The sequence below is a fragment of the Actinophytocola sp. genome (assembly GCF_050699915.1).
GTDB lineage: Bacteria > Actinomycetota > Actinomycetes > Mycobacteriales > Pseudonocardiaceae > Actinophytocola.
Genome location: NZ_JBOHGA010000013.1, coordinates 31,241 through 56,197 on the forward strand (window position 1 = coordinate 31,241; position 24,957 = coordinate 56,197).

At 71.1% G+C, this 24,957-nt stretch carries 24 protein-coding genes; 14 read left to right on the top strand and 10 right to left on the bottom strand.

Annotated features, from left to right (window positions below; translation table 11 throughout):
* Positions 1 to 21 precede the first annotated feature (21 nt).
* Positions 22 to 1,818: an ABC transporter ATP-binding protein gene (locus tag ACRDSK_RS04235; protein WP_431438554.1), complete on the top strand. Its 1,797-nt coding sequence runs from the start codon at positions 22 to 24 to the stop codon at positions 1,816 to 1,818.
* Positions 1,819 to 1,822: 4 nt separating this feature from the next.
* On the opposite strand, the gene ACRDSK_RS04240 is transcribed toward ACRDSK_RS04235, so the two are convergent.
* Positions 1,823 to 2,635, bottom strand: coding sequence for an endonuclease/exonuclease/phosphatase family protein (locus ACRDSK_RS04240; protein ID WP_431438555.1), 813 nt, complete (start codon positions 2,633 to 2,635; stop codon positions 1,823 to 1,825).
* A gap of 31 nt (positions 2,636 to 2,666) precedes the next feature.
* Positions 2,667 to 4,028, bottom strand: coding sequence for an NAD-dependent succinate-semialdehyde dehydrogenase (locus ACRDSK_RS04245; RefSeq protein WP_431438556.1), 1,362 nt, complete (start codon positions 4,026 to 4,028; stop codon positions 2,667 to 2,669).
* A 165-nt stretch (positions 4,029 to 4,193) separates the two neighbouring features.
* Between ACRDSK_RS04245 and ACRDSK_RS04250 the strand changes: the two genes are divergently transcribed.
* Positions 4,194 to 4,382 carry a PspC domain-containing protein gene (locus ACRDSK_RS04250; RefSeq protein WP_431438558.1) on the top strand — a complete coding sequence of 63 codons (189 nt, stop codon included), beginning with the start codon at positions 4,194 to 4,196 and terminating at the stop codon, positions 4,380 to 4,382.
* Positions 4,383 to 4,404: 22 nt separating this feature from the next.
* Here ACRDSK_RS04250 and ACRDSK_RS04255 read toward each other — a convergent pair whose 3' ends face one another.
* Entirely contained in the window at positions 4,405 to 4,923 is a 519-nt protein-coding gene (locus ACRDSK_RS04255; protein WP_431438559.1) for a DUF4383 domain-containing protein, read from the bottom strand.
* A gap of 137 nt (positions 4,924 to 5,060) precedes the next feature.
* On the opposite strand from ACRDSK_RS04255, the gene ACRDSK_RS04260 reads away from it, so the two are divergent.
* Genes ACRDSK_RS04260 through ACRDSK_RS04270 form a run of 3 tightly spaced genes read left to right on the top strand, consistent with a single transcriptional unit; the run spans position 5,061 to position 8,504 of the window.
* Positions 5,061 to 5,924 (top strand): HalD/BesD family halogenase, encoded by an 864-nt coding sequence (locus ACRDSK_RS04260; RefSeq protein WP_431438561.1) that lies wholly within the window; start codon positions 5,061 to 5,063, stop codon positions 5,922 to 5,924.
* 13 nt (positions 5,925 to 5,937) lie between these two features.
* On the top strand, positions 5,938 to 6,741 hold the full coding sequence (locus tag ACRDSK_RS04265) for a class I SAM-dependent methyltransferase (protein WP_431438562.1): 804 nt from the start codon (positions 5,938 to 5,940) through the stop codon (positions 6,739 to 6,741).
* Positions 6,738 to 8,504, top strand: coding sequence for a choline/carnitine O-acyltransferase (locus ACRDSK_RS04270; protein ID WP_431438563.1), 1,767 nt, complete (start codon positions 6,738 to 6,740; stop codon positions 8,502 to 8,504). The genes ACRDSK_RS04265 and ACRDSK_RS04270 overlap by 4 nt, the downstream gene beginning before the upstream one ends.
* Positions 8,505 to 8,529: 25 nt before the next feature.
* On the opposite strand, the gene ACRDSK_RS04275 is transcribed toward ACRDSK_RS04270, so the two are convergent.
* The gene (locus tag ACRDSK_RS04275; protein ID WP_431438565.1) at positions 8,530 to 9,306 is read right to left on the bottom strand and encodes an aldo/keto reductase; all 777 of its coding nucleotides are present in this window, start codon (positions 9,304 to 9,306) and stop codon (positions 8,530 to 8,532) included.
* Between the two features lie 64 nt (positions 9,307 to 9,370).
* Between ACRDSK_RS04275 and ACRDSK_RS04280 the strand changes: the two genes are divergently transcribed.
* The 4 genes from ACRDSK_RS04280 to ACRDSK_RS04295 are packed head-to-tail and all read left to right on the top strand — an operon-like array spanning position 9,371 to position 12,306.
* Entirely contained in the window at positions 9,371 to 9,958 is a 588-nt protein-coding gene (locus ACRDSK_RS04280) for a TetR/AcrR family transcriptional regulator (RefSeq protein ID WP_431438566.1), read from the top strand.
* Positions 9,955 to 10,638 (top strand): DsbA family oxidoreductase, encoded by a 684-nt coding sequence (locus ACRDSK_RS04285; RefSeq protein ID WP_431438568.1) that lies wholly within the window; start codon positions 9,955 to 9,957, stop codon positions 10,636 to 10,638. Before ACRDSK_RS04280 ends, ACRDSK_RS04285 begins: the two co-directional genes overlap by 4 nt.
* Complete coding sequence (locus tag ACRDSK_RS04290; protein ID WP_431438569.1) at positions 10,635 to 11,447, top strand: maleylpyruvate isomerase family mycothiol-dependent enzyme; 813 nt, start codon at positions 10,635 to 10,637, stop codon at positions 11,445 to 11,447. Before ACRDSK_RS04285 ends, ACRDSK_RS04290 begins: the two co-directional genes overlap by 4 nt.
* Positions 11,448 to 11,487: 40 nt before the next feature.
* Positions 11,488 to 12,306 (top strand): SMP-30/gluconolactonase/LRE family protein, encoded by an 819-nt coding sequence (locus tag ACRDSK_RS04295; RefSeq protein ID WP_431438570.1) that lies wholly within the window; start codon positions 11,488 to 11,490, stop codon positions 12,304 to 12,306.
* A 5-nt stretch (positions 12,307 to 12,311) separates the two neighbouring features.
* Here ACRDSK_RS04295 and ACRDSK_RS04300 read toward each other — a convergent pair whose 3' ends face one another.
* The 6 genes from ACRDSK_RS04300 to ACRDSK_RS04325 all read right to left on the bottom strand — a co-directional run bounded on the left by ACRDSK_RS04300 (position 12,312) and on the right by ACRDSK_RS04325 (position 18,978).
* Positions 12,312 to 12,923, bottom strand: coding sequence for a TIR domain-containing protein (locus ACRDSK_RS04300; RefSeq protein ID WP_431438571.1), 612 nt, complete (start codon positions 12,921 to 12,923; stop codon positions 12,312 to 12,314).
* Positions 12,920 to 13,414 (bottom strand): DUF6232 family protein, encoded by a 495-nt coding sequence (locus ACRDSK_RS04305; RefSeq protein WP_431438572.1) that lies wholly within the window; start codon positions 13,412 to 13,414, stop codon positions 12,920 to 12,922. The genes ACRDSK_RS04300 and ACRDSK_RS04305 overlap by 4 nt, the downstream gene beginning before the upstream one ends.
* A 179-nt stretch (positions 13,415 to 13,593) precedes the next feature.
* Complete coding sequence (locus ACRDSK_RS04310) at positions 13,594 to 14,070, bottom strand: (2Fe-2S)-binding protein (protein WP_431438573.1); 477 nt, start codon at positions 14,068 to 14,070, stop codon at positions 13,594 to 13,596.
* Between the two features lie 10 nt (positions 14,071 to 14,080).
* Positions 14,081 to 16,366 carry a molybdopterin cofactor-binding domain-containing protein gene (locus tag ACRDSK_RS04315; protein ID WP_431438574.1) on the bottom strand — a complete coding sequence of 762 codons (2,286 nt, stop codon included), beginning with the start codon at positions 16,364 to 16,366 and terminating at the stop codon, positions 14,081 to 14,083.
* A 166-nt stretch (positions 16,367 to 16,532) separates the two neighbouring features.
* Positions 16,533 to 17,090, bottom strand: coding sequence for a hypothetical protein (locus ACRDSK_RS04320; RefSeq protein WP_431438575.1), 558 nt, complete (start codon positions 17,088 to 17,090; stop codon positions 16,533 to 16,535).
* Positions 17,091 to 17,163: 73 nt separating this feature from the next.
* Positions 17,164 to 18,978, bottom strand: coding sequence for an Hsp70 family protein (locus tag ACRDSK_RS04325; RefSeq protein ID WP_431438576.1), 1,815 nt, complete (start codon positions 18,976 to 18,978; stop codon positions 17,164 to 17,166).
* A gap of 104 nt (positions 18,979 to 19,082) precedes the next feature.
* On the opposite strand from ACRDSK_RS04325, the gene ACRDSK_RS04330 reads away from it, so the two are divergent.
* From ACRDSK_RS04330 to ACRDSK_RS04350, 5 genes are all read left to right on the top strand, one after another.
* The gene (locus tag ACRDSK_RS04330) at positions 19,083 to 19,589 is read left to right on the top strand and encodes a DUF3558 domain-containing protein (protein WP_431438577.1); all 507 of its coding nucleotides are present in this window, start codon (positions 19,083 to 19,085) and stop codon (positions 19,587 to 19,589) included.
* A gap of 212 nt (positions 19,590 to 19,801) precedes the next feature.
* Entirely contained in the window at positions 19,802 to 20,572 is a 771-nt protein-coding gene (locus tag ACRDSK_RS04335; RefSeq protein WP_431438578.1) for a hypothetical protein, read from the top strand.
* Between the two features lie 49 nt (positions 20,573 to 20,621).
* Positions 20,622 to 21,407 carry an IniB N-terminal domain-containing protein gene (locus ACRDSK_RS04340; RefSeq protein ID WP_431438579.1) on the top strand — a complete coding sequence of 262 codons (786 nt, stop codon included), beginning with the start codon at positions 20,622 to 20,624 and terminating at the stop codon, positions 21,405 to 21,407.
* An 85-nt stretch (positions 21,408 to 21,492) separates the two neighbouring features.
* Complete coding sequence (locus tag ACRDSK_RS04345) at positions 21,493 to 23,355, top strand: dynamin family protein (RefSeq protein WP_431438580.1); 1,863 nt, start codon at positions 21,493 to 21,495, stop codon at positions 23,353 to 23,355.
* A 209-nt stretch (positions 23,356 to 23,564) separates the two neighbouring features.
* Positions 23,565 to 24,957 (top strand): dynamin family protein (locus ACRDSK_RS04350; RefSeq protein ID WP_431438582.1); only part of this gene is annotated, 1,393 nt, incomplete at its 3' end.

Genomic DNA, 24,957 nt, shown 5'->3' on the forward strand with positions numbered 1-24,957 from the left:
GCTCGGAGGGGGTGACCCGCGGTGCCTGGACGCAAGTCGGCGGTTCTGCTGGCGCTGCGCTACTACCGGCGAGAGCTGGCCAGCCGCAAGCGGGTCGCCGTGCCCGCGCTGCTGCTGCCGGCGCTCGGCAACATCTGCCTGTTCTATCTCCCGCCGCTCGTCGTCGCCGACCTGGCCGGCCGGCTCGCGGACGGCGCCGAGGTCGGCGTCGCCACCGTGCTGCCGGCCGTGCTCACGTTCGCCGGGCTCATGCTGTTCGCCGAAGCCATGTGGCGGGTCGGCGTGCACTGTCTGAATAGGACAGATGGGCGCGGGATGGAGCACCTCTACGTGCTCGGCATGAACGAGCTGCTGGCGAAGGACGCCACGTTCTTCCACGACAACTTCGCCGGCGCGCTCACCAAGCGGGTGATCGGCTTCGCCCGGCGCTTCGAGGAGTTCGTCGACACGATGGCGTTCTCGGTGATCGCCAGCATCGTGCCGCTGGCGTTCGCTTCGGTCGTGCTCTGGCGCTACGACCCGCTCCTCGTGGTCGCGCTGCTGACGCTGATCGTGTTCACCGGATGCGTCGTCGCGCCGCTCATTCGGCGCCGGCAGGCACTGGTCAACCAGCGGGAGGCGGCCGTCGCGAGGGTAGCCGGCCACGTCGCGGACAGCCTCACGAACATGGCTACCGTCCGCGCGTTCGCCGCCGAGCACCGGGAGGCCGCCGAGCACCGGACCCGCGTCGCCGAGCAGCGGCGGCTCGCGATCCGGTCCTGGGACTACGCGAACCTGCGCATCGACACGGTCGTCGCGCCGATGTCGGTGCTCACCAACGCCCTCGGGCTGCTGCTCGCCATCGGACTGGGCGGCGGCCGGCTCGGCGTCGAGGCGATCGTGGTCACCTTCGCGTACTTCTCCAGTGCGACCCGGATCATGTTCGAGTTCAACCAGGTCTACCGGAGACTCGAGAGCTCGCTGACCGAGGCGGCCCAGTTCACCGAGCTGCTGCTGGAGGAGCCGACCGTGCTCGACCCCGACTCGCCCGAGCCGCTGCGGCCGGCGGCCGCGGACGTCCGGTTCGAGCGGGTCGGGTTCGCGCACGCGGGCGCGCCGGTGCTGTTCGCCGGCCTGGATCTCGTCGTCCCGAGCGGCACCAAGGTCGGGCTCGTCGGCCGTTCCGGCGGCGGCAAGACCACGATCACGCAGCTGCTGCTGCGGATGATGGACATCCAGTCGGGCACGATCCGCGTGGGCGGCCAGGACATCTCCCGGCTGCGCCAGGCGGACCTGCGCAGCCTGATCGCGTACGTGCCGCAGGAGCCGGCCATGTTCCACCGGACGCTGCGGGAGAACATCGCGTTCGCCCGGCCGGCCGCCACCGACGCCGAGATCGTCGCCGCGGCCGCGGCGGCGCACGTCACCGAGTTCGCCGAGACCCTGCCGGAAGGGTTCGACACGCTCGTCGGCGAGCGCGGGGTGAAGCTCTCCGGCGGGCAGCGTCAGCGGGTCGCGCTCGCCCGCGCGATCCTGCGCGACGCGCCGATCCTGCTGTTGGACGAGGCCACCAGCGCGCTGGACTCGGAGAGCGAGATCCTCGTCCAGCAGGCCCTGTGGCGGATCATGGAGGGTCGGACCGCGCTCGTGGTGGCACACCGGCTGAGCACGGTCGCCCGCATGGACCAGCTCGTCGTCCTCGACCACGGCGAGATCGTCGAGCAGGGCAGCCACGAGGAGCTGCTCCGCCTCGACGGCGCCTACGCCCGGCTCTGGCGGCACCAGTCGGGCGGGTTCCTCGACGAGGCCGTCGAGGAAGCCGAGGCCGCGGCCCGCTGAACGGTCAGCCGACCGTCAGCAGGGCCTGGACCGGAAGGTGGTCGGACGGAAACCGGCGGTCGCGGGCGAAGGTGTTGATGCCGGCGCACTCCACGACCGCTCCCCTGGTCAGGATCCAGTCGATCCGGGGACCGTCCGGCACAGGCCGGCGGTAACCGTGCCAGGTCGCGTACAGCGAGGTGGCGTGCTTGCGCGCGGCCGGCCAGGTGTCGGTCAGGCCGGCGCCGTCCACCAGCACCTCGTACGCGTCCGACTGCTCCGCCGGGGCGTTGAAGTCGCCGGTGACGATCACCGGGTGCTCGGGCGGTAGCGCGGCGACCCGGTCGCGGAGCAGCTCCGCGCTGCGCAGCCGCGAGTTCTTCGACATGTGGTCGAAGTGGGTGTTGAGGACCGTGAGCTCGGCGCCGGTGCCGCGGTCGGCGAAGCGGGCCCAGGTGACCATGCGGATGTTCCGGTTGCCCCACGACCGCGAGCCCGCCACGTCCGGGGTGTCCGACAGCCAGAAGTCGCCGGACTCCACCGGGTCGAGCCGGCGCGTGTCGAAGAAGATCGCGCAGTGCTCGTCGCGGGTGCCGCCCGCCCGACCCTGCCCGATCCGGTGGTAGTGGCCGGGCAGGTCGGCGGCGATGTCGAGCAGCTGGCCGTGCAGCCCCTCCTGGGTGCCGAGCACGGTCGGCTGCTCGACATCGAGCAGCTCGGCCAGCACCGGCCGCCGCCGCGGCCAGGCGTTCGGCCCGATTCGCATGGCGAACTTCAGGTTGAACGACATGACATGCAGCGAGTCGCCCGGCGCCGGGCCGATCATGGGAGCCGTCACGGCGCGACCCTACGGCCCGCCGGTCGTTGCCCTAGAGCCGAATGGCCTTCTTGTTCATGAACTCCTCGATGCCGGCCGGGCCGAGCTCGCGGCCGATGCCGGATCGCTTGACGCCGCCGAACGGCAGGTCTGCCTGCGAACCACCGGCGCTGTTGAGATAGACCATGCCGGCCTCGATCCGCTCGGCCACCCGGCGGTTGCGGGCCGCGTCGGTGCCCCACACGCTCGCGCCGAGTCCGAACGGGCTGTCGTTGGCGATCGCCACCGCCTCGTCGTCGTCCGCCGCGCGGAAGACCACGATCACCGGACCGAAGATCTCCTCGCGGTAGGCGTCCATCTCCGGCGTCACGTCGGTCAGCACCGTCGCCTCGAGGAAGGCGCCCGGGCCGTCGACCCGACTGCCGCCGGCCCGCAGCGTCGCGCCCTGCTCGACCGCCTTCGCCACCTGCGCGGCCACCTCGTCGGCGGCGGACGCGGACGACAGCGGGCCGAACTTCACCTTGGGGTCGGCCGGGTCGCCGGGCACGAACTGGTCGGGCACGAGCTTCGCGAGCCGGTCCACGAAGGCGTCGTAGATGTCGGCCAGCACGATCATCCGTTTCGGCGCGTTGCAGGACTGGCCGCAGTTGCGCATCCGGGAAGTGGCGGTGGCCTTGACAGTCTCGTCGATGTCGTCGGTGTCCAGCACGACCAGCGGGTCCGACCCGCCGAGCTCGAGCACCGTGCGCTTCAGGTTCCGGCCCGCCTCGGCCGCCACGGCGATGCCCGCCTGCTCGCTGCCGGTGAGCGACACCCCGACGACGCGGTCGTCGGCGATGACCGACGGGATCTGCTTGCTGGACGCGAAGACGTTCACGTACACGTCGTCGGGCACCCCGGCGTCGCGCAGCACCTGCTCGAAGGCGCCGGCCGACCGCGGGCAGATCGAGGCGTGCTTGAGCAGGATCGTGTTGCCCAGTACCAGGTTCGGCGCCACGAACCGGGCGACCTGGTAGCACGGGAAGTTCCACGGCATGACGCCGAGCAGCGGGCCGATCGGCTGCTTGACGATGACCGCCTCGCCGCCCTTGACCGACATCGGCTCGTCGGCCAGCAGCGTCGGGGCGTTGTCCGCGTAGTAGTTGAAGATGTCGACGACGATGCCGACCTCGCCGCGCCCCTCGTTGATCCGCTTGCCCATCTCCAGCGTCATGATCTCGGCCAGCTCGTCGGCCCGCTCGGCGAACAGCTCCGCCGCGCGCGACACGATCTTCGCGCGCTCCGCGACCGGGCGTTGCCGCCACGACGCGTACCCGCGGTGCACGCGGTCGACGGCCGCCCGGACCTCGTCGTCGGTCGCGTTGGGGATCTCTTCGATCAGGTCGCCTGTCGCCGGGTTGGTGAGTGTGTACATGGGGGCGTGAGCCTCCGTTTCTCTACGACACCGTGCCTGGTCCAGGGGCCCACTCTAGTGCATACCGTATACACGGCACAGGCCCGCGTTTCCGGGTGGCGGTTCAGGGTACGAGTCAGGGGTCTCACCGAGGTCGGGAGACATGCGCGAAGGGATGGTGGAGACATGACCACGATGACGATGAGCAGGCCCCGGACCGGCAAGGTGATCGCGGGCGTGTGCGCCGGGCTGGCGGACCGCTACGGCTGGAGCGCGGGCAAGGTGCGCCTGGTGTTCGTGCTGTCCTGCCTGCTGCCCGGCCCGCAGTTCGTGCTCTACCTGGTGCTCTGGGCGTTGATGCCGAAGCGTCCGTGACACCCGTTCTGGCTCACACAACTCACACGCCGTAGCGGTACGCGCCGCGACCCGGTGCCGGTGGGCGGCTGCCCGCGGCCGGGCGCGGCCGGCGCGGATGCGCGCTCGGATAGGCCGCCGGCCCGCGCACCTGGCGCCAGGACACGGACAGCTCGACCGGCTCGCCGCCGGCGCTCGACGCCACCGCCGCGGCCGATTCGGCGCGGGCCGGCCGACGCCGGTCGCCGACCAGGCAGGCCAGCGCGATCATGCTGATCGCGAGCCAGAGGTTCAACAGGTCGTCGGTCGTGCTGAGCTCGATCGGCGCGGCCGCGCCGAAGTGCCACAGGAAGAACACGACGCCGCCGACGAGCAGGAATACCCGACCGCCGCGGGGACTGCGTGCCGCCGCGAGCCCGATCAGCCCGAGCGCGAGATGGACGGCCTCGGTCGCGGCGATCGGTGCGCCGAGCCGATCCGAGGACACCCCGAGGACCCCCGCCACCACGAACAGCCCGGCGATGACCTCGACCGCCAGCCGGCCCGGATTCCAACGTGCCATGCGGGCATGATCCACTATTCGCGCACGATCGCGGTGGACCGACACGGGATCTCTCCCGATCTGGTTACCGAGTGTGTGGGGACTCACCAGCTTCGGCCGCCCTTGTTGTGCCACGATTTCCGTGTCGAAGGGAATCCATGAGCGCCTCGGGAACCGTGCCCGCCGTCCAGGTCGTCGACACCGACCGTTATCCCTTGTCAGATCCGGATGACCCGGCCTGGCACGCCGTCGTCGCCCGTACCCGCGACGAGCTGGCCGAGCTCGGCTGCTGCGTCCTCCCCGACTTCATCAGGCCGTCGCTGCGCGAGGCGCTCGAGCGCGAGTGCGCGGAGATCGCACCGATGGCCCACACCACGGTCGAGCGGGTCAACGCGTACAACATCGCGGTCGACACCCCGCTGCCCGAAGGCCACCCGGCCCGGGTGGTCATGGAGCGCGGCAACGCCTTCGTCGCCCGCGACCACGTCCCCGTGGACGCGATCATCCAGCAGCTCTACACCAGCCCGCTGTTCGTGCGTTTCGTCGCCGACTGCTTCGCGCTGCCGGAGCTGCACCAGCTCGCCGACCCACTGTCGGGCCTGTGCCTGAACGTGGTCGGGCCGGGCCGGGCACACCCGTGGCACTTCGACACCAACGAGTTCACCGTCAGCATGCTCACCCGCCAGGCCGACGAGGGCGGCGTGTTCGAGTACTGCCCGAACATCCGCTCGGCCGAGGCGGAGAACTTCGCCGACGTCGCCGACGTGCTGGCCGGCCGCGGCGAGCACCTGGTCCGCCGGCTCGAGCTGCGCCCCGGCGACCTGCAGCTGTTCCGCGGCCGCTTCTCACTGCACCGCGTCAGCACGGTTCGGGGCGAACGCGCCCGACACACTGCCATCTTCGCCTACAGCAAGCGCCCCGGTGTGGTCGGCAGCGCCGAGCGGACCCGCCAGCTCTTCGGCCGCGTCCTGCCCGAGCACCACGCCGCGGACGCCGTCCGGGGCGACCAGCTCCTCGACTAGACGGGACCGGCCTGTGCACCTGGATTCGACCGGCAAGCTCTCCTTGGACCACATCTACGCCGAACCGGATCCCCGGGCCTACTTCCGCACGCTGCGCGCGTTCGACTACCACCTGCCGCAGCTGGCCAAGCCGTACCTCGCGAAGCTGATCGACGAGCGCGGCACGCCGACCGTGCTCGACGTGGGCTGCTCCTACGGCGTCAACGCCGCGCTGTACCGGTGCGACACGACCATGGACGCCCTCTACGCGCACTACGCGACCGAGGAGGCCACCCGGCTCGACCGGGCCGGGCTCATCGAGCGCGACCGGGCGCTCGTCCGCTCCCGCGACGTGCGGTTCGTCGGGCTGGACGTGTCGGCACCGGCGCTGGAGTACGCGCACGCCGCCGGCTTCCTCGACGAGGCGATCCACGCGGACCTCGAACAGGACGCGCCGACGGAGCAGCAGAGCGCGGTGCTCGCCGAGGCGGACCTGGTGATCTCGACCGGCTGCATCGGCTACGTCACCGAGCGGACGATCGGCCGGCTCGCCGACCTGCCCGGCGGGCGGCGCCCGTCGATGGCGCACTTCGTGCTGCGGATGTTCTCCTACGAACCGGTCGCCGACGCCCTCGCCGGCCTCGGCTACGACACCGTCGCCGTCGCCGGGGTGTTTCGGCAGCGCCGGTTCGCGTCGACGGAGGAGCGGGAACGGATCCTGGACGCCCTGCGCACCGCCGGGGTCGAACCACACGAGCTCGAGACCGAGGGCTGGCTGTGTGCCGAGCTCTTCCTCTCCCAGCCAACCGAAACCGTCGAGACCCGAGGACAGGCGTGACCACCAGCTCCCACACGTTCGCCAACGAGGACCAGCTCCCCCGCGTCCCCGTGCCGACCCTGACGCAGACCTGCCAGCGGTTCCTCGAGTGGTCCGCGCCGTTGCTCACCGACGAGCAGCGGGCGACGACCGAGCGGGCGGTGGCGGAGTTCCTCGCACCGGAGAGCCCCGCGCACGAGCTGCAGGCCGCGCTGGAGAGCTACGACCGCCGGGCCGGGGTGGCGAGCTGGCTGGACGACTTCTGGGCGTACCGCTACCTCGGCCGGCGCGACCGGATCGCGCTCAACGCCAACTTCTTCTTCCTGTTCCGCGACTCCGGCGAGGACCAGGTCGCGCGCGCGGCCGGGCTCGTCGGCGCGGCCGTGGACTACAAGCTGCGGCTCGACGACGAGGAGATCCCGCAGGTCGAGCTGCGCGGGCGGCCGCAGTCGATGGTGCAGAACAAGTTCCTGTTCTCCAGCACCCGGATTCCCGGCGCCGTGCAGGACACCGTCCGCGCGCCCTACAGCGCGGACCACCCCGGGCCGGCGAGCGCGAGCCACATCGTGGTCTTCCACCGCAGCACGCCGTACCGGCTCGACGTGCTCGACCCGGACGGCCGGCTCTACGACCACGAGGACCTCGCCGGCGCGCTGCGGACGATCATGAAGACCGGCGCGGCGCTGGACGACCCGAGCGCCGCGCCCGGCCACCTCACCACGATGGCCCGCGCGGACTGGGCGGCGTCGCGGCAGGCGCTGCTCGACGGCGGACCCGGCAACGCCGCGGCGCTCGAGGAGATCGAGACCGCGCTGTTCTGCCTGTGCCTCGAGGACGTCTCCCCCGCCGGCACGCAGGAGGCGTGCGACCAGCTGTTGCACGGCGACAGCGGGAACCGGTGGTTCGACAAGTCGTTCTCGCTGATCGTGTTCGCCGACGGCACCGCGGGGATCAACGTCGAGCACTGCAAGCTGGACGGGACCACGATCCTCAGCTTCGTCGACGCGCTGCTCGGCGCTTCGCCGGTCCGACCCACCACCCGTGGGCTGCCCGAGATCACGCCGGTGGAGCTCGCGCTCGACGACGCGCTGCGGGGCACCGCCCGCGCCGCCGCGGAGTCGTTCGCCGACTACGCCCGCGCGACCGCGACCCGCACGGTGTCCTTCGCGGACTTCGGGTCGACCCGGGCCAAGCAGCTCGGCATGTCACCGGACGCGTTCGTGCAGCTGGCGTACCAGCTGGCGCACCGCCGCGCGAAGGGGATGACCGGCGCCACCTACGAGTCGATCGCCACCCGCCAGTACCGGCACGGCCGCACCGAGGCGATGCGCGTCGTGACGCCCGAGGCGCTGACCTTCGTGTCCATTATGGACGATCCGGCCGCCGACCGCGCGGCCCGCCGGGCGGCCTTCGAGGCGGCGGCCGCGGCGCACGTCGCGCGGGCCAAGGAGTGCCAGGCCGGCGACGCACCCGAGCAGCACCTGTGGGAGCTGCAGCTGATGGCGCAGCGCACCGGCATCGCCGAGCCGACGGCGTTGTACGAGAGTCCCGGCTGGCTCGTCATGCGCGACGACTACCTGAGCACGAGCTCGGCGCCGTCGAGGAACATCCAGTTCTTCGGGTTCGGGTCGACGAGCCCGCAGTGCATCGGAGTGGCCTACGTGCTGCTGCCCGACCACCTGAACCTCTACCTGAGTACGCCGTCGCACGTGGCCGGGCAGATGCACGACTTCGCCCGCGAGCTGACCGCCGCGATGGCGGAGCTGCAGGCGTTGTTGACGTAGTCGCCGCGCTGGACACCCGCGCTGGTCACCGCGAGATCGCGTCGATGGCCGCGATCTCGTCCGGGGTGAGCGCGAAGGTCGACGCCGCGAGGTTCGCCCGCCGGTGGTCCGGGTCGGCGGACCTCGGGATGACTACGACGTCGTGGTGCAGATGCCAGCGCAGCACGACCTGCGCCGGCGACACGCCGTGCGCTTCGGCGACCGCCGCGAGCGTCGGGTCGGCCAGGTCGGTGCGGCGCAGCGGGCCGTAGCCCATCACGACGACGTCCCGTTCCCGGCTCGCCGCCAGGGTTTCCGGGTCGTGCCGCCGCGGGCTCCACGGCACCTGGTTCACCGCCGGCACCGCGCCGGTCGCGGCGATGAGCTCGTCGACCTGGGCGAGGGAGTAGTTGCTGACGCCGACCGCGCGCGCCTTTCCGGACTCGCGCGCGGCCAGCAGCGCCTGCCAGGTCGGCACCGCCGCGGCTCCTCCGGGCGGCCAGTGGATCAGCCAGAGATCGACGTAGTCCAGGCCCAGCGCGCTCAGGCTGGCGTCGAGCACGGCCGACTCCCGGCCCGCCTCCTCCGGCGGCAGCTTGGTGGTGACGAAGACCGCCGACCGGTCGAGGCCGCTGTCCCGCACCGCCCGCCCCACCTCCGCCTCGTTGCGATAGCTGGTGGCGGTGTCGATCATCCGGTAGCCGGCGTCGAGTGCGTCTCGCACGCTCGCGTACCCGGAGGCGCCGAGCAGACCCGCGGTGCCGAGGCCGATCACCGGCAGCTGGACATCGTGCGGCAGTCGAACGGAAGGAATCTCCAACACGGCGGCCATTCTGCCCGACCGCTCGGTTGACTGACCGGTCAACTACTCACTAGCCTCGTGCCACATGCAGACACGGGACCGGATCGTCCGGTCCGCGGCCAGGTTGTTCCTCACCCGCAGCTACCAGTCCGTCGGTGTCGGGGATCTGTGTGCGGTGGCCGACGTCCGGAAGGGCAGCTTCTACCACTTCTTCCCGTCCAAGGCCGCTCTCGCGAAGGCCGTCGTCGACCTGCACGCGGACGAGCTCGCGCGCCGCCTCGCCGCGTCCACCGTCGACGGCCCGGCCGACCGGCTCCTCGCGGTCGCCGACGCGGTGACCATGATCCAGACGGCCTTCGAGAAGCAGTTCGGCCGGATCGTGGGCTGCCCGTTCGGCAACCTCGCCGCCGAACTGTCCACAACGGACGACGAGCTGCGTGCGCACGTGGCCGCCGTGTTCGCGCGCTGGGAGGCGCGGCTCGCCAAGGCCTGCCGGGACGCAGCCGCACACGGCGTATTGCGCGACGGCGTCGAGCCCGACCGTCTCGCCCACCTGATCCTGGCCCAGATCCAGGGACTGATCCTGCTCGCGAAGGTCTCCGGCGCACCGGCCGCCGAGATCGCCACCGATCTGCGCTCGATGATCACGACCCACCTCCGGGAGGACGCTTGAAGGTCGACTTCCACTTCGATCCGATGTGCCCGTTCGCGTACCAGACCTCGCTGTGGCTGAGAAACGTCCGCGACGAGGTCGGCGTTACCGTGGACTGGCGCTTCTTCAGCCTCGAGGAGGTCAACCGCTTCGAGGGCAAGAAGCATCCGTGGGAACGGCCGTGGTCCTATGGCTGGTCGCTGATGCGGATCGGCGCGCTGCTGCGCCGCCGCGGCATGGACGTGCTGGACTCCTGGTACGCGGCGGTCGGCCGGGAGCTGCACGAGCTCGGCGGCAAACCGCACGACCCGGAGGTCGCCCGCCGCCTGCTGGGCGACCTCGGCCTCGCGCCCGGCCTGCTCGACGAGGCACTGGCCGACGAGACGACGCACGACGAGATCCGGGCCGACCACCAGCGGGTGGTCGACGCGGGCGGGTACGGCGTGCCGACGCTGTTCTTCCCGGACGAGCAGTGCCTGTTCGGGCCGGTCCTCGTCGACCCGCCGGCCGGGGCGGACGCCGTGCGGCTGTGGCAGGTCGTGTCCGGCATGGCCGAGCTCCCGCACGTCTACGAGCTGCAGCGACCCAAGGCACCGGCCGACCAGGCGCTCATCGCGAAGCGGCTCGAGCCCTACGTACGAGGCCGGGACTGGGTGAGTGTCAACCGTGGAGAGATCATCGACCTCGGGAGTGTCTCTTGATCGCGAAGGATGCCGTCGTCCCCGTTCTCGTCGCCGAGTGGGCCGCGATCGACGAGCTGCTCGGCTCGCTGCGCCCGGACCAGTGGGCGATGCCGACAGCGTTGCCGGGATGGTCCGTGCAGGACAACGTCTCGCACATGATCGGCACCGAGTGCGCGCTCAGCGGGCAGGAGCCGCCGCCCTACGAGTTCGACGTGCGCGAGCTTCCGCACGTGCGCAACGACATCGGCGCGGCGAACGAGCTGTGGGTGCGGGGGCTGCGTAGCCAGAGCCCGGCCCGGATGCTGGCGCGCTTCCGCGAGATCACCGCCACCCGGGGCGAGGTGCTGGCGGCCATGACACAGGAGGAGTTCGACGCTCCCTCGTGGACACCGGCCGGCGAGGGCACGTTCGGCCGGTTCATGCGGATCCGGCTGTTCGACTGCTGGATGCACGAGCAGGACATCCGCGAGGCGACCGGCATTCCCGGCAACGACGACGGCGCGTGCGCGGAGCTCGCGCTGGCCGAGGTGAGCGGGGCGCTCGGCTACCTCGTCGGGAAGAAGGCCGGCGCGCCGGACGGTGCCGGTGTCACCATCGAGCTGACCGGCCCGGTGCACGCGACCCGGCACGTCGCGGTCGACGGCCGCGCCGCGGTCGTCGAAGCACTGCCCGCTCCCCCGACGGTGACCATGCGCCTGTCGTCGAACCTGTTCGCGCGGCTGGCGGGCGGCCGGGTGCCGGTCGCCGACCGGCTGGACGAGATCGCCTTCGAAGGCGACACCGAGTTGGGCCGGCGCGTCGCGCGCGCGCTGCCGTTCACGATCTGAGCCGTTGTCGATCTGACCGGCGGCCGTTCGTGTAGTTGGCATGAGCGAGATTCGAACCCTGGTCACCGGGCGCGGCCTGGTGGAGTCGCCGCGCTGGCACGGCGACCGGTTGTACTTCTCCGACTGGTCGGCGGGCGAGGTGCTCGCCGTCGACCCGGGTGGCCACACCGAGGTCGTCGCGCGGGTGCGGTCGCTGCCGCTGTGCACCGCGTGGCGGCCCGACGGGCGGCTGTTGATCGTGTCGTCGGCCGACGGGCTGCTGCTGCGCCGCGAGCCGGACGGTTCGCTGGCCACCGAGGCCGAGCTCGGCCCGCTGGCCTGGAACGACATCGTGGTCGACGGCCGCGGCAACGCCTACGTCGACAGCGTGAGCTTCGACGGCTCCGCGCCGGGGACCGTGCACCTGGTGACCCCGGCCGGCGCGGTGCGCGAGGTGACGAGCGAGCTCACCTTCCCCAACGGCATGGCGGCCACGCCGGACAACGGCACGCTGATCGTCGCGGACTCGTACGCGCACGCCTTGGTGGCGTTCGACATCGAGGCCGACGGCGACCTGGCGAACCGGCGGGTCTGGGCCGACCTCGGCGACGGCACCCCGGACGGCATCTGCGTCGACGCGGCGGGCGCGGTCTGGTACGCGGACGTGCCGAACGCGCGGTGTGTGCGCGTCGCCGAGGGCGGCGCGGTGCTGCGGACGGTCGACCTCGACCGCGGCGGTTTCGCGTGCGTGCTGGGCGGCACGACGTTGTTCGTCACCGCGGCGCAGTGGCGCGGCATGACCGAGGAGGAGATGGTGACGCCGGGCTCCGGTCAGGTGCTGGCGATCGAGGTGGACGTGCCCGGCGCCGGGTGGCCGTAGCCCGGTCACCGACCGCGGAAGACGGACTCCATGACGATCGTGAGGTCCCGGATCAGCTCGTCCACCAGCCACCGGACGTCGCGGGCGTCGTAGCCACGGCGCAGGTGCGGTGCCTGCAGGAGGGCGAGCTTCCTGATGTCCTCGGGGAGATCGCCCGGCACCAGCCGGCCTCGGGCACCGACCATGACGGGCACGAGGTGGACGCCATACGTCAGCGCGATGGCGATCTCACGGCGCACCCAGTCGGCGGGGTCGTGCAACAGGCGCAGCGCGTAGGGGTCGTCCCATCGCTCGCCGATGACCGAGACCATCACCTTGCACCGTGCGGCCCGGTCGACCAGCTCGCCGGGAAACTCCGTGCCGGCGGGCATCCTCGCGTCCCGGAAGACAGAGCCTGGCCCGAGCCGGCGGGTGAGCTCCGCCTCGATGTCGGCTGCCGCCCTCTCGTCCGGATACCGGTAGTTGACGAACACCAACGGCTCTCCCCACCGCGGTCCCGCCTCCTGCCAGCCAGGTGCCGCTCGCGTCGGTTCCGGCGGACCGGGTCCGTTGAACACGGCACCCACATTCTGCGCGCTGCCGTAGTTGATGTTGTCTCCGACATGAAATCCGCTCATCGGACGGTGCTGCCTACGTTCTGGGCGGTACCAAAGTTGATGTTGTCACCGGCGTGGATGTTCTCGACCTTCATCTGAAACTCCGCGTGCGGATTGTTGATGGCATCCGTGATTCGCCCAGCGATTTCGAACACCACCTCAGATCTGTCACTGACCAGGCCCCGGTGCGATCCCGCCGCGGTCTCGATGTTGAGCTCGTAGAGCACGATCTTCAGCAGTTCGACCAACCGCATCGTCTTCACCACGAGCCAGGCGAGCACGACGACATCGACAACGACCACCGCGGCGGTCGGGGCCACGCTCGACACGATGCCCGCGAACAGAACCCACAACAGTACGGAGAAGACATACTTCTTGATGGCCGCCCCACGGTCGGGCTCGATCTTGAGCGTCTTCGTCCGGGTTATGTTGAGCACCGGATAGGCCTCCGAGCCGAACCAGAGAATTCGCTGGCTGATTCGGACGTCGACGGTCTCGTGCTTGAGCGCCATACAGACAGATCTCCATTCATGACCGAAAATGATTTCCACGGCACGGTCTCGAGCGGGCCGGCCGGCGCGCGGATATTACCCCAAGCCGAACGACGCGCCAGAGGCAACGGTCAATCAGGAAGTAATTGTCACAAAAATGTCAACTATCAACCGGAACGTCCAAAGTGGATTGTCCGGGGTTACATGTTCTGTGCGCCCTTCTTGATCGCCGAGCGGATGCGGGAGTAGGTGCCGCAGCGGCAGATGTTGCGCAGCTGGTCGAGGTCCGCGTCGGTGATCTCGCGGCCCTCGGCCTGTACCTTCCGCACCAGGGCGACCGCGGCCATGATCTGGCCCGGCTGGCAGTAGCCGCACTGCGAGACGTCCTCCGCCAACCACGCTTCCTGCATGGGGTGCAGCTCGCGGTCGACGGTGGCTGGTAGGCCCTCGATCGTGGTGATCTCGTCGGTCTCCTTGATCTGGGAGACCGGCACCGAGCACGGGCTGAACGCCTTGCCGTTGATGTGCGAGGTACACGACTTGCAGACGTTGAGCCCGCAGCCGTACTTCGGGCCGGTTACGCCGAGGATGTCCCGCAGGACCCACAGCAGCCGAACGTCGTCGGCGACGTCCACGGTCACCGGGCGGCCATTGAGGACGAAGGTGTGTCGAGGCACGGAGGTCTCCTCAGAACGCGGTCTCGAGACCGTCGGTCGGCGACTGCGGGGTGGACGGCTGCAGCGGGTACGGCTCGAAGGACAGCGTGCCGTGGTTGATCGGGAAGCTCGTCGGCATCGCGCCGGTCGCGCGGGCGTAGGCACACGCGACCGCGGCGAAGCACGGCGCCACGGCGAGCTCGCCCGCCCCGCTCGGCTGGCCGGTCGTCGGCGGCATCACGACGACCTGCACCTCGGGCGGAGTGTTCCACTGCCGCGTGTAGAAGTAGTTGTCCCAGCTGCCTTCCAGCGGGATGCCGTCCTCGATGTGCAGGCTCGATGTGAGCGCCAGCGCGATCGCGTCGTTGAGGCCGCCGATCATCTGCGCCTCCAAGCCGCGCGGGTTCAGCGCGAGGCCGGCGTCGACGACGATCGTCGCCTTGTAGACCCGCGGGCCGGTGACTCCGTCCCGGATCGGCCGGTTCACCGTCTCCGGCGTGCAGTCGATCTCCACGAGCGTGGCGACCGCGCCGCGGTACTCGGAGTGCAGACCGATTCCCTGCGCCTTGCCCTTCGGCAGCGGCCTCCCCCACTGTCCCACCTGGACGGCCTTGTCCAACACCGCGCGCAGCCGCTCGTCCCGCAGGAACGAGCGGCGGAACGCCACCGGGTCCTTGCCCAGCTTCTTCGCCAGCTGGTCGACCACGAGCTCGCGCGCGCACGCGACGTTGGGCGAGTAGATGTTGCGCATGCTGCCGGTGTTGAACCGCAGCGGGACCTCGTTGAGCAGCTGGGTGACGACGCCGAAGTTGTAGGGCACGTTCTGCGTCAGCAGGAAGATCGACTCCGCGAAGCTGAGGTTGCCGGCGATCGGCAGCTCGGCCGCGAAGGAGGTGAGCATCTCGCCGAGGCCGTGGCCGAAGTCGGTCTCCGAGCTGACGTGCCGCTGCTCGTAGGTCAGCACGTTGCCCAACAGATGTGTGGCCCGGACCCGAGAGATCGACATCGGGTGCGTGCGGCCCTGCCGGAAGTCGTCGGTGCGCGACCAGGACAGCTTGACCGGCTTGCCCATCTTCTGCGAGATCTCCGCGGCCTCGGCGGCCACGTCGTGGAACAGGTGGCGGCCGAACGACCCGCCGCCGGTGACCACGTGCACGACGACCTTGTCCGCCGGCAGCCCGAGCTGGCGGGCGATGTCCTGCTTCGCGTCGATCGGCACCTTGAGCGTCGACCAGATCTCCGCGCGGTCGGCCCGCACGTCGGCGACCGCGTTGTCCGGCTCGAGCGGGGCGTTGCTGGCGAACGCGAAGGTGAACTCGGCGTCGACCGACAGCGCGCCGAGCGGCGGCACCGCGAGCGGCAGCTGCGCCCTCTTCAGCTTGGTGTGCACCGTCGAGTCGGACTCGCCGGCCACGGTGCCCGGATTCCAGTCGACGTCCAGCGCTCGCAGCCCGTCGATGCACTGGCCGAACGTGTCGGCCCGGACCGCGACGCCGTAGGTGATCGCCGCGACGTCGGTGACGCCGGGCATGGCCCGCACGGCGTCCGCGTTGCGTACCGTCCGCACCGTGCCGTTGATCGTCGGCGGCCGGCGCACCATGCACGGTTTGGCGTCGGGCACCTGCAGGTCCATGCCGAACTTCTTGCGCCCGGTGACGATGTCGAGCGCGTCGATCCGGTTGCGCGGCGTGCCGAGCACCCGGAACTGCGGCGCGGCCTTCAGCTCGGCGGACGCCCGCTCGGTTCGTGGGCTGGCCGCCGCCTTCGCGAGCGAGCCGTAGGTGGCGCTGCGTCCGCTGGGGTGGCGCAGTACGCCGTCGCGGGTGCCGACCTCCGCGGCCGGCACGCGCCACGACGCCGCGGCGGTGCGCACCAGCTGCGAGCGCGCGATGGCCGCCGCGGTCCGCACCGGGGTGTAGATGCTGCGCACCGTGTTGGAGCCGCCGGTGAGCTGGTTCATCAGCAGCTCCGGGCGGGCATCGGCGAGCGAGACGCGGACCTTGTCCAGCGGCAGGTCCAGCTCCTCGGCGATCATCATGGCGACCACGGTCGTGATGCCCTGGCCGACCTCGGTGCGGTGCAGTGCGAACGACGCGGTCCCGTCCTCGTGGACCTGCACGGCGATCAGACCCGAGGTGGGCAGCGCGGCCAGGTTCTGCAGGTCGCCCAGGTCGAAGATGTCCGACGGCTGCGGCAGCGTCGGGACGGCGGCCTCGGCGGTGTCCGAGCCCCCGACCAGCGTCGCGCCCGCGGCGAGCGTCGGCGCGGCGATCAGGTAGCCGAGGAACGTGCGGCGACTCGAACGGTTCTCTGCCATGGGGGCGGTCCTCTCACCCTCGCGGCGTGCGGGCACGCTCTGTGGCTGTCTGGTGGCGGTGCGGGAGCAGTCAGCCGGAGTGTGTCACGCGTCATACGTCGTCAGAAGGAGCGCCACGCCTACGTTTGGGCGTCCTCAGCTGTGCCGTGTGCACAGTTGGATGCCGTCAGTAGTCGCCTCGTGGGCGGCGGAACCACCGCATCGTGCCCGGGAGGAACATGCAGACCGTCGCCATCAGGGTCAGTGCCGTGTAGGCGAGCAGGCCCGCGGTGACCGGGGTGCGCAGGTCCTCGAGCATGGGGTGGGTCAGCGACGACGTGACCAGCGCGGTGTAGGCCACGCCGACCACCGCGGCCAGTGTGAGCACGACCCGGGCCCAGCCGCGGCCGGCGCGCATCGCGCCGGCGAGCGCCAGGCCCACGACCCCCAGCAGCACGCCGGTGCCCAGCACGACCAGCACGGACGCCGAGGCCACCTGGTCGATGGTCGCCTGCGTGGCGTCCGGGTCGCGTTCACCCGCGAGCCGGGCGAACTCCGTGCGCATCGGGTCGGTCCGCGTCGACGTCACCGCCACGATCGCGGCGATCAGCAGGCTGCCGGCCAGCCAGCACCAGAACGACACGGAGATCGCCCGCGGCCGCGGGACCTCCTCGAGGGCGGCCATCGGCGGCGTCGACAGCCGGGCCGTGCTCGGCCGCGGCGGCGGGGCACCGAGCTCGCTCACGACGACCCCTCGCAGGCTCGGTGCCGCGGCTCGCGGTCGCCCTGTGACATTGATTCGCTCGCAAGCTCGCTCATCACACGCTCCCGGTCGGCGGGTCGGCCGGCGGATCGCCCGCCGGCTCGTCAGCGGTCGGCTCGCCGCCCGTGGGCTCCCCTCCGGTGGGCTCCCCTCCGGTCGGCTCACCACCGGTCGGTTCCCCGCCCGTGGGCTCGCCACCGGTCGGCTCACCACCGGTCGGCTCACCACCCGTGGGCTCACCGCCGGTCGGCTCCCCACCCGTGGGTTCGCTCGTGGGCTCGCCGCCGGTCGGGCCGACTGTCGGCTCGCCGGTCGGTTCCTCCACCGGTGTCTCGCCGGGACCGCCGCCGTCGTCGCCGCCGGTGTTCGGGGCGGGTGGCGGCTTGGCGCCGTCGATCAGCGCGCCGCGGTCCTTGGCCTTCGTCGGCGTGGGGGCGATCGATGCCGGCGACGCCTCGGTGGGCTCGGCGTCCGAGCGCTCCGGGCCCGGCTCGGTCGTCTCCGTGTACGGCTTGCCGGTCCACGGGTCGACGCCGTCCTCCGGCGCCGCGCCGCCACCTTCGCCGCCGACCCGCGGTGCGGCGATGCCCTCCTGCGCGGGGACGTCCGCGAACGGCCGCACGTCGGTGCCCACGATGCCGGCCAGGCCGATCATCGCGGCGGCGAACGCGACCACCCCGACGACGGTGTACACGGCGCGCCGCCGCGGCCGGGCCGGCTCATCGTCGTCGGGCTCCGCGCCGACCGGCAGCATCGCCAGCGGCCTGCGGGCTGCCGGCACGAGCTCCTTGCGCGGCACGACGCACTGGGCCGCGCCGATCGCGACGACCGCCTTCGGGTCGGAGTCGACCGTGACCGGCAGGTCGAGCTCCGCCTCCACCCGTTGCGCCACGAGCGGGATCCGCGACGAGCCGCCGACGAGCAGTACCGCGGACAGGTCGGCCGGCGTCAGCCCGGCCGAGTAGATCGCCCGGCCCATGGCGTCCACCGTGGCGTCGACCGCGGGCGCGATCAGCTGCTCGAACTCCGCACGCACCAGGCGAACCCGAGTGCTCACGCCCGGCAGCATCACCGGGATCGTGACCTCGGTGTCCGACGACAGTGCCTTCTTCGCCTCGGTGCACTCCCGCCGCAGCGTCGCCGCCCCGGTGATCACCATCGGGTCGGCGAAGTCCAGCTCCGCCCAGACGTGGCCGAGGTACGCGCGCACCTGCTCGAAGACGGCCTCGTCGAAGTCGATCCCGCCGAGCGACTCGATGCCCTCCGGCCGGCCGGCGAGCTCGAACCCGCCGCCCTCCAGCTGGCGCACGATGGTCGCGTCGAAGGTGCCGCCGCCCAGGTCGTAGACGCCGATGGCGGCCCCGGGCTCGACGTGCTTGGAGGCGGTGTACGCCACCGCGGCGGCCTCGGGCTCGGTGACCAGCGTGACCGGGCAGTCGTCCTCGCCGACGCCGGCGAAGATCAGGGCGTCGGACAGCAGCATCCGCTTGTGCGGTCCCCAGGACGCGGGGTAGGTCACCCCGATCCCCGCGGGCGGGCCCCCTTCCCGCTCGCACGCGCGGTCGACCACCCAGCGGATGAACCACGCGGCGAGCGTGTGCGCGCCGATGGGCTCCCCGTCGACGAGCACCGGCGTCTGGTCACCGATGCGCCGCTTGACCTCCCGAACCACCCGGTCGGGGTCGGTCACCGCGCGCCGCACGGCGGCGTCGCCGACGATCAGCGAGCCCTCCGGCGCCACGAACACGACCGAGGGCGTGGACGGCCCGTTCTCCCCCAACGGGAGGAGTTCGGCTGATTGCTCTCCGTCACGAAGGACGGCGGCTGCGGTGAACGTCGTGCCGAAGTCGATCCCCAGCCAGTAACTCATGCCCGCCTCCAAGCGAAACGCTCGCATGTGAAGACGTCGCACGACCGCCAAACGTTACGAAATATCCTCCTAGGACGAAAAATGACGTAGCGGAAGGAATACTTGTGATCGCTCGTCTGCTGCCCGCCGCGGTGGCCATGTCCTGTCTCGTGGTGCTCGCCGGGTGTTCGTCCGACGAGCCCGAGGCGCCGTCGGTGCCCCCGATCGAGTCGCCGAAGGGCCTCGTCGGGCTCGACCCGTGCACGCTCGTCGACGGCGACGAGCGGCAGACCTTCGGGCTCGGACCCGGGGTGCCCGGCACCGACGAACTCGGCGCGAACTGCCGCTGGAACGGGCGAAAACCAATGAAGGTGCAGCTCACGTCATACACGAGCGGCGCTGGCCTGTCCGACCTGACCGACGAGGTCGACCCGGCGGCGAGCCGGGTCCGGCTGGAGGGCTACCCGGCGCTGGAGACCTTCACGACCGGTGGCGCGTTCTGCCGCTACGACGTCGGCGTCGCCCGGGAGCAGGCGATCGTGGCGACGATGGACGGCGGGCGGCCGGACTCGTGCACCGCGCTGCAGAAACTACTCACCGCTGTCCTCGCGCGACTTCCCGCATCGAACTAGGGGTGTTATCGATGCATCGGCGAATTAGGGGCGAATCCCCTAACGGGCCCGTCCGGACCAGCCGGCGATCCCCGGTGCCGCCGCCGCCGGGTTGCGGGCGGAACCCCGATTACCGTCCGTGGCAGGCGTCCTAGTTTCGTAGCCAGGCCGGGCGGAGGCCCGTCGGGGACCGGAATCACTAGACCGCCCCACTCTGAGGGAGCACGACAAGCATGGGTGACTTCAACTTCCAGCAGTACGTCGCACCGGTCCAGGACGTCGACGGCAACGCGGCCGGCGGTGCCGGCGGTGCCGGCGGCCACAGCGGCAGCCTCGCGTTCGGCTACGCCGACGCGGACGCCGACGGCGGCAAGGCCGAGGGCGGCGACGCCGAGGGGGGCAACGGCGGCGACGGCGACGGCGGCAAGGGCGGCAGCGCGTTCTCGGTCGGCGACGGCGGCCACGGCGGGCTGTTCGGCGACGGCGGCAAGGGCCTCGGCTTCTCCTTCGCCGGCGACGGTGGCGAGGGCGACGGCGGCGACGGTGGCGAGGCCGACGGCGGCAACGCCGATGCGGATGCCGACGCGGACGCCGACAACGACACCTCCTCCGGCCCGTCGAGCGCGAACGGCGGCGCGGGCGGCAACGGCGGCCCGGTGACCCAGACGTCGAGCCAGTCCACCAGCGTGTCGAACTCGTTCGAGAACGTGGGCAACGACTACAACGACTACACCTACATCAAGGACTCGTTCAACGAGGACAACGACGGCGTCGACAACAGCCACGGCCACATCACCGACAGCGTCGTGGCCGGCGACGACATCAAGGACTCGCTGAACACCCACGAGTCGGTGAACATCAACGACTCCTACAACGAGGTCTACAAGGAAACGAACATCGACGCGTCGCACGACACCACGTACGACCACTCGTTCAACGGCAACAAGTTCGACAACGACGGTCTGGACCTCGACATCGACGACGTCGAGCTGGACATCCACTGAGCACCACGCGGGCAAGCCGCCGGAGCGGAGAGGCTGGAGGTGATTGGCTGTGACGACAACGGCCGTCTCCTCGCTCATCGAGTTCCTGCTGGCGTTGCTCGGCGACGAGGAGCTGCAGGCGGATTTCCAGGACGACCCTGAGGGAACGCTCGCGAAGTACGGGCTGGACAGCACGTGCGGGCTGGACATCAGGGACGTGCAGCCGATGGTCGCCGACCACGTGGGTGTGCAGGCCACAGGAGGCCTGCCGCAGTTCGTGGACAGCGAGAGCGCGGTGCCGGAGATCTCCGTGATCACCAAGCACTACGTGGTGCACCACGGTCCGGACGTCAACAACTACAACTACTACTACGTCGACGACGAGGACATCATCATCACCGTCGACGACCGCGACACCGTCAACATCCACGCCGATGGCGACCTGACGATCACGGACTCGTTCAACGAGGACAACGACATCGTCGTCATCGACGACTCGTTCAACCAGGACAACGACGGCGTCGACAACAAGGGTGGCTCGATCGACGACAGCACCGTCGCGGGCGATGACATCGAGTCCTCGCTCAACGACGAGTCGAACACCACGGTGTCCGACTCGCACAACACGACGGAGACCGAGACGAACATCGACGCGTCCACGGACACGACGGTCGACGACTCGTACAACGACAACACCTCCGACAACGACCTCGTCGACACCGACGTGAGTGTCGAAAGTGTGTCGGGCCATCTGGATGCGGCACCCATCGCGGTCAACGAGCCGGCCGGCTTGTGGCCGACGGAGGACGCCGACGCGGCGGTCGGACTCGACCCCGCGGACGCGCTCTCCGGGTAACCCGCCACCGTCGTCCGCCCGTGGTGTCCAGTGCCCCGGACACCACGGGCGGACCATGTGGCGAGATCTCCTCGAGGAGGAACGGATGCGGCGGTCGGAGCCACTCGCGGCGCTCGAACAGGCCCTGCGGGCGATCGAGCCGTACGGGCGGACCGACCTCGAGGAGAGGTTGCGGCAGTCGAGCTACCGGCTGCGCACCGACCGCGTGCGGGTGCTGGTGGTCGGGGAGTTCAAGCAGGGCAAGAGCCTGCTGGTGAACGGGCTGGTGCGGGCGCCGGTCTGCCCGGTGTTCGACGACGTGGCGACCTCGGTGCCGACCGTGGTCCGGTACGCGGAGAAGCCGACCGCCGCCCTGGTCCGCGTGCTCGAGCCGGCGGAGGACGGCGACCCGGAGAAGGCGAAGACCGAGCGGGTCGAGCTGCCGATCGAGGAGCTGGCCCAGCACATCGCCGAGACCGGCAACCCGGGCAACCGGGAAGGCTGGCGGCAGGCGGAGATCGGCCTGCCGCGGGCGCTGCTCTCCGGTGGCCTGGAGATCGTGGACACGCCGGGCGTCGGCGGGCTGAACTCCGTGCACGGCGCCGCGACGATGGCCGAGCTGCCCGCCGCGGACGCGGTGCTCTTCGTGTCCGACGCCTCCCAGGAGTACACCGCGCCGGAGCTCGAGTTCCTCCGGCAGGCCACCAAGATGTGCCCCAATGTCCTCTGTGTACTCAGCAAGGCGGACCTGTACCCCGAGTGGGAGCGCATCGCCGACCTCGACCGCGGCCACCTCGCTGCGGAGAACATCGACGCCGACCTGCTGGTGGTGTCCTCGGCGCTGCGGGTGCACGCGATCCGCGGCGGCGACGACGTCGCGGACGCCGAGTCCGGCTTCCCGGTGCTGATCTCCTACCTGCGGGAACGGGTCGTCAGCCAGGCCGACCTGCTCGCCCGGCGCTCGACCGCGCACGACATCGTCGCGGTGTCCGAGCAGCTCGCCACCGCGCTGCTCGCCGAGCGGACCAGCTACACCGACCCGGAGCAGGCCGAGCTGGTGATCCGGGAGCTCACCGAGGCCAAGGCGCACGCGTCGGCGTTGAAGGAGCGCTCGGCCCGCTGGCAGCACACGCTCAGCGACGGTGTCGCGGACCTCAACGCCGACATCGACTACGACCTGCGCGACCGGATGCGCGACATCGTCCGCGAGGCCGAGGAGGAGGTCAACAAGAGCGGCGACCCCCGCAAGATCTGGGACCAGCTCTCCTCGTGGGTGGAGCAGGAGGTGGGCGCGGCGGTGTCGGCGAACTTCCTGTGGACGGCGCAACGCGCGCGCTGGCTCGCCGCACAGGTCGCCGAGCACTTCGCCGGCGGCCAGGCGCTGCTGCCCAAGATCCACACCCGGACCGAGGACCCGCTCGCCGCGGTGCAGGCGATGGAGCTGCGGTCGGGTGAGCCGTTCGGCGTCGGTCAGAAGGCGCTGTCTGGCCTGCGCGGCGGGTACGTCGGCGTGCTGATGTTCGGCATGCTCGGCACGATCGTCGGGCTCTCGCTGATCAACCCGTTCTCGATCGGCGCGGGCCTGCTGCTGGGTGCGAAGGGCCTGACCGACGACCGGCGGCGGATCTACGCCAAGCGGCAGAACGACGCGAAGTCCGCCATCCGCCGCTACGCCGACGACGTGATCTTCCAGGCGGGCAAGGAGTCCCGCGAACTGCTTCGCCGGGTGCAGCGCGACCTGCGCGACTACTACATCGACCGGGCCGAGGAGACGAACCGGTCACTGAAGGACTCGCTGACCGCGGCCGAGCAGTCGGCACGCAAGTCGCAGGATGAGCAACGCCGCCGGCTCGCCGAGATCCCCAAGGAGCTGGCGCGGTTGGAGTCGCTACACAAGCGGGCCATGAAGCTCATGCCGGGCGAGGTGGCCGAACCGCGCGAGCCCAAGCTGATCGAGGCCGCCAAGTGAGCGAGAGCGGAGACGCGTCCTGCGAGGACAACTCCCGACCTCGCCGGCACCTGCAACGCGAGCGGTCGCGTTTGGAGCCGGCTCGTCGCGAGTCGTCCTCGGTCAGGACTGACGAGCGCGCGCAGGCGCGCCAGCGCCGAGCACGTGAGGAGGGAAGACGGCGGGTAGCGGCGGAGCGGAGCGAACCATCCAACACAGTGAACCAAGGCGTGCCTTCGTCACACAGTCTCACCGCCGCCGTTCGAGGGGTGCTGCGCCGGGCAGTCCGGGTCTACGCCGACGATCCGGACGTCGCCGCCGAGCTGCGCACCCAGCTCGACCGGCTGGACGAGCCGCTGCGGGTGGCGATCGCCGGCAAGGTGAAGGCCGGCAAGTCGACCCTCCTCAATGGACTGGTCGGCGAGCTGATCGCGCCCACCGACGCGGGCGAGTGCACGAAGGTGGTCACCTGGTACCGCAACGGGCCGACGCCGAGGGTGGTGTCCTATCCGGACGAAGGCGAGCCCCGGCCGCTGCCGATCCGCCGCGACGACGGCGCACTCGCGGTCGAGCTGCGCGGGATGCCGGCCGAGCGGCTGCGCCGGATCGTGGTGGACTGGCCGTCGCGGAGCCTGCACGGCGTCACGCTGATCGACACGCCCGGCATCGGGTCGATGTCGGCGCGGAACTCGCGGCGGACGCTGGCCATGCTGACCCCCGACGACGACTCCCCCGCCGAGGCCGACGCGGTGATCTACCTGATGCGCCACCTGCACGCCACGGACGCGGAGTTCCTGGAGTCGTTCCGGGACCAGGGGGTCGCGCGGGCCAGCTCGGTGAACACGATCGCGGTGATCTCCCGCGCGGACGAGGTGGGCGGCGGTCGGATCGACGCGATGCTGTCCGCCCGCCGGATCGCCCGCCGCTACCGCACGGAACCCGCGCTGCGCGGCCTGTGCCAGACGGTCATCCCGGTGGCCGGCCTGCTCGCGGCGACCGGGCGGACGCTGCGGCAGGTGGAGTTCGACACGCTCGCCACGCTGGCCGCGGCGCCGCGCGAGGACATGGACGACGTGCTGCTCTCGACGCACCGGTTCCTGCGCTCGGACAGGGTGGCCGCGCTGGCGGCGCTGTCCTACGAGCGGCGCAAGGACCTGCTCGAGCGGTTCGGGATCTTCGGCCTCCGGCTGTCGATGATGTACATCCGGCAGGGCCGCGACTCCTCACCGGCGCTCGCGGCGGAGCTGGTGAACAGCAGCGGGCTGCACGAGCTGCAGGAGGTGCTGGCGGTGCAGTTCGCGCAGCGCCGGGACCTGCTGAAGGCACGCAGCGGACTGCTGGCGCTGGAGCGGGTGCTCATCGCCGGCCCCGGCGCCGCCGACCCCGACGAGGTCGCGAAGCTCACCGCCGAGGTCGAGCGCATCGGCTCGGGCGCACACGAGTTCGTCGAGCTGCGCGTGCTGTCCGCGCTCCGCAGCGGCGACGTCGCGCTGCCGGCGGACGAGTCGGTGGCCGCACAGCGGCTCCTCGGCGGCGACGGCGTGGCGCCCGCGCAACGGCTCGCGCTCCCGAGGAACGCCTCGGACGGCGCCGTGCGCGCGGCCGCCCTGCACGAGCTGGACC

Excerpts from the sequence above, each read along its gene's own strand:
- ACRDSK_RS04295 (WP_431438570.1), top strand. The coding sequence starts at position 11,488 with ATGAGCGAGATTCGAACCCTGGTCACCGGGCGCGGCCTGGTGGAGTCG.
- ACRDSK_RS04345 (WP_431438580.1), top strand. The coding sequence starts at position 21,493 with ATGCGGCGGTCGGAGCCACTCGCGGCGCTCGAACAGGCCCTGCGGGCG.
- ACRDSK_RS04325 (WP_431438576.1), bottom strand. The coding sequence starts at position 18,978 with ATGAGTTACTGGCTGGGGATCGACTTCGGCACGACGTTCACCGCAGCC.
- ACRDSK_RS04300 (WP_431438571.1), bottom strand. The coding sequence starts at position 12,923 with ATGAGCGGATTTCATGTCGGAGACAACATCAACTACGGCAGCGCGCAG.
- ACRDSK_RS04305 (WP_431438572.1), bottom strand. The coding sequence starts at position 13,414 with ATGGCGCTCAAGCACGAGACCGTCGACGTCCGAATCAGCCAGCGAATT.
- ACRDSK_RS04315 (WP_431438574.1), bottom strand. The coding sequence starts at position 16,366 with ATGGCAGAGAACCGTTCGAGTCGCCGCACGTTCCTCGGCTACCTGATC.
- ACRDSK_RS04280 (WP_431438566.1), top strand. The coding sequence starts at position 9,371 with ATGCAGACACGGGACCGGATCGTCCGGTCCGCGGCCAGGTTGTTCCTC.
- ACRDSK_RS04250 (WP_431438558.1), top strand. The coding sequence starts at position 4,194 with ATGACCACGATGACGATGAGCAGGCCCCGGACCGGCAAGGTGATCGCG.
- ACRDSK_RS04335 (WP_431438578.1), top strand. The coding sequence starts at position 19,802 with ATGGGTGACTTCAACTTCCAGCAGTACGTCGCACCGGTCCAGGACGTC.
- ACRDSK_RS04260 (WP_431438561.1), top strand. The coding sequence starts at position 5,061 with ATGAGCGCCTCGGGAACCGTGCCCGCCGTCCAGGTCGTCGACACCGAC.
- ACRDSK_RS04255 (WP_431438559.1), bottom strand. The coding sequence starts at position 4,923 with ATGGCACGTTGGAATCCGGGCCGGCTGGCGGTCGAGGTCATCGCCGGG.
- ACRDSK_RS04245 (WP_431438556.1), bottom strand. The coding sequence starts at position 4,028 with ATGTACACACTCACCAACCCGGCGACAGGCGACCTGATCGAAGAGATC.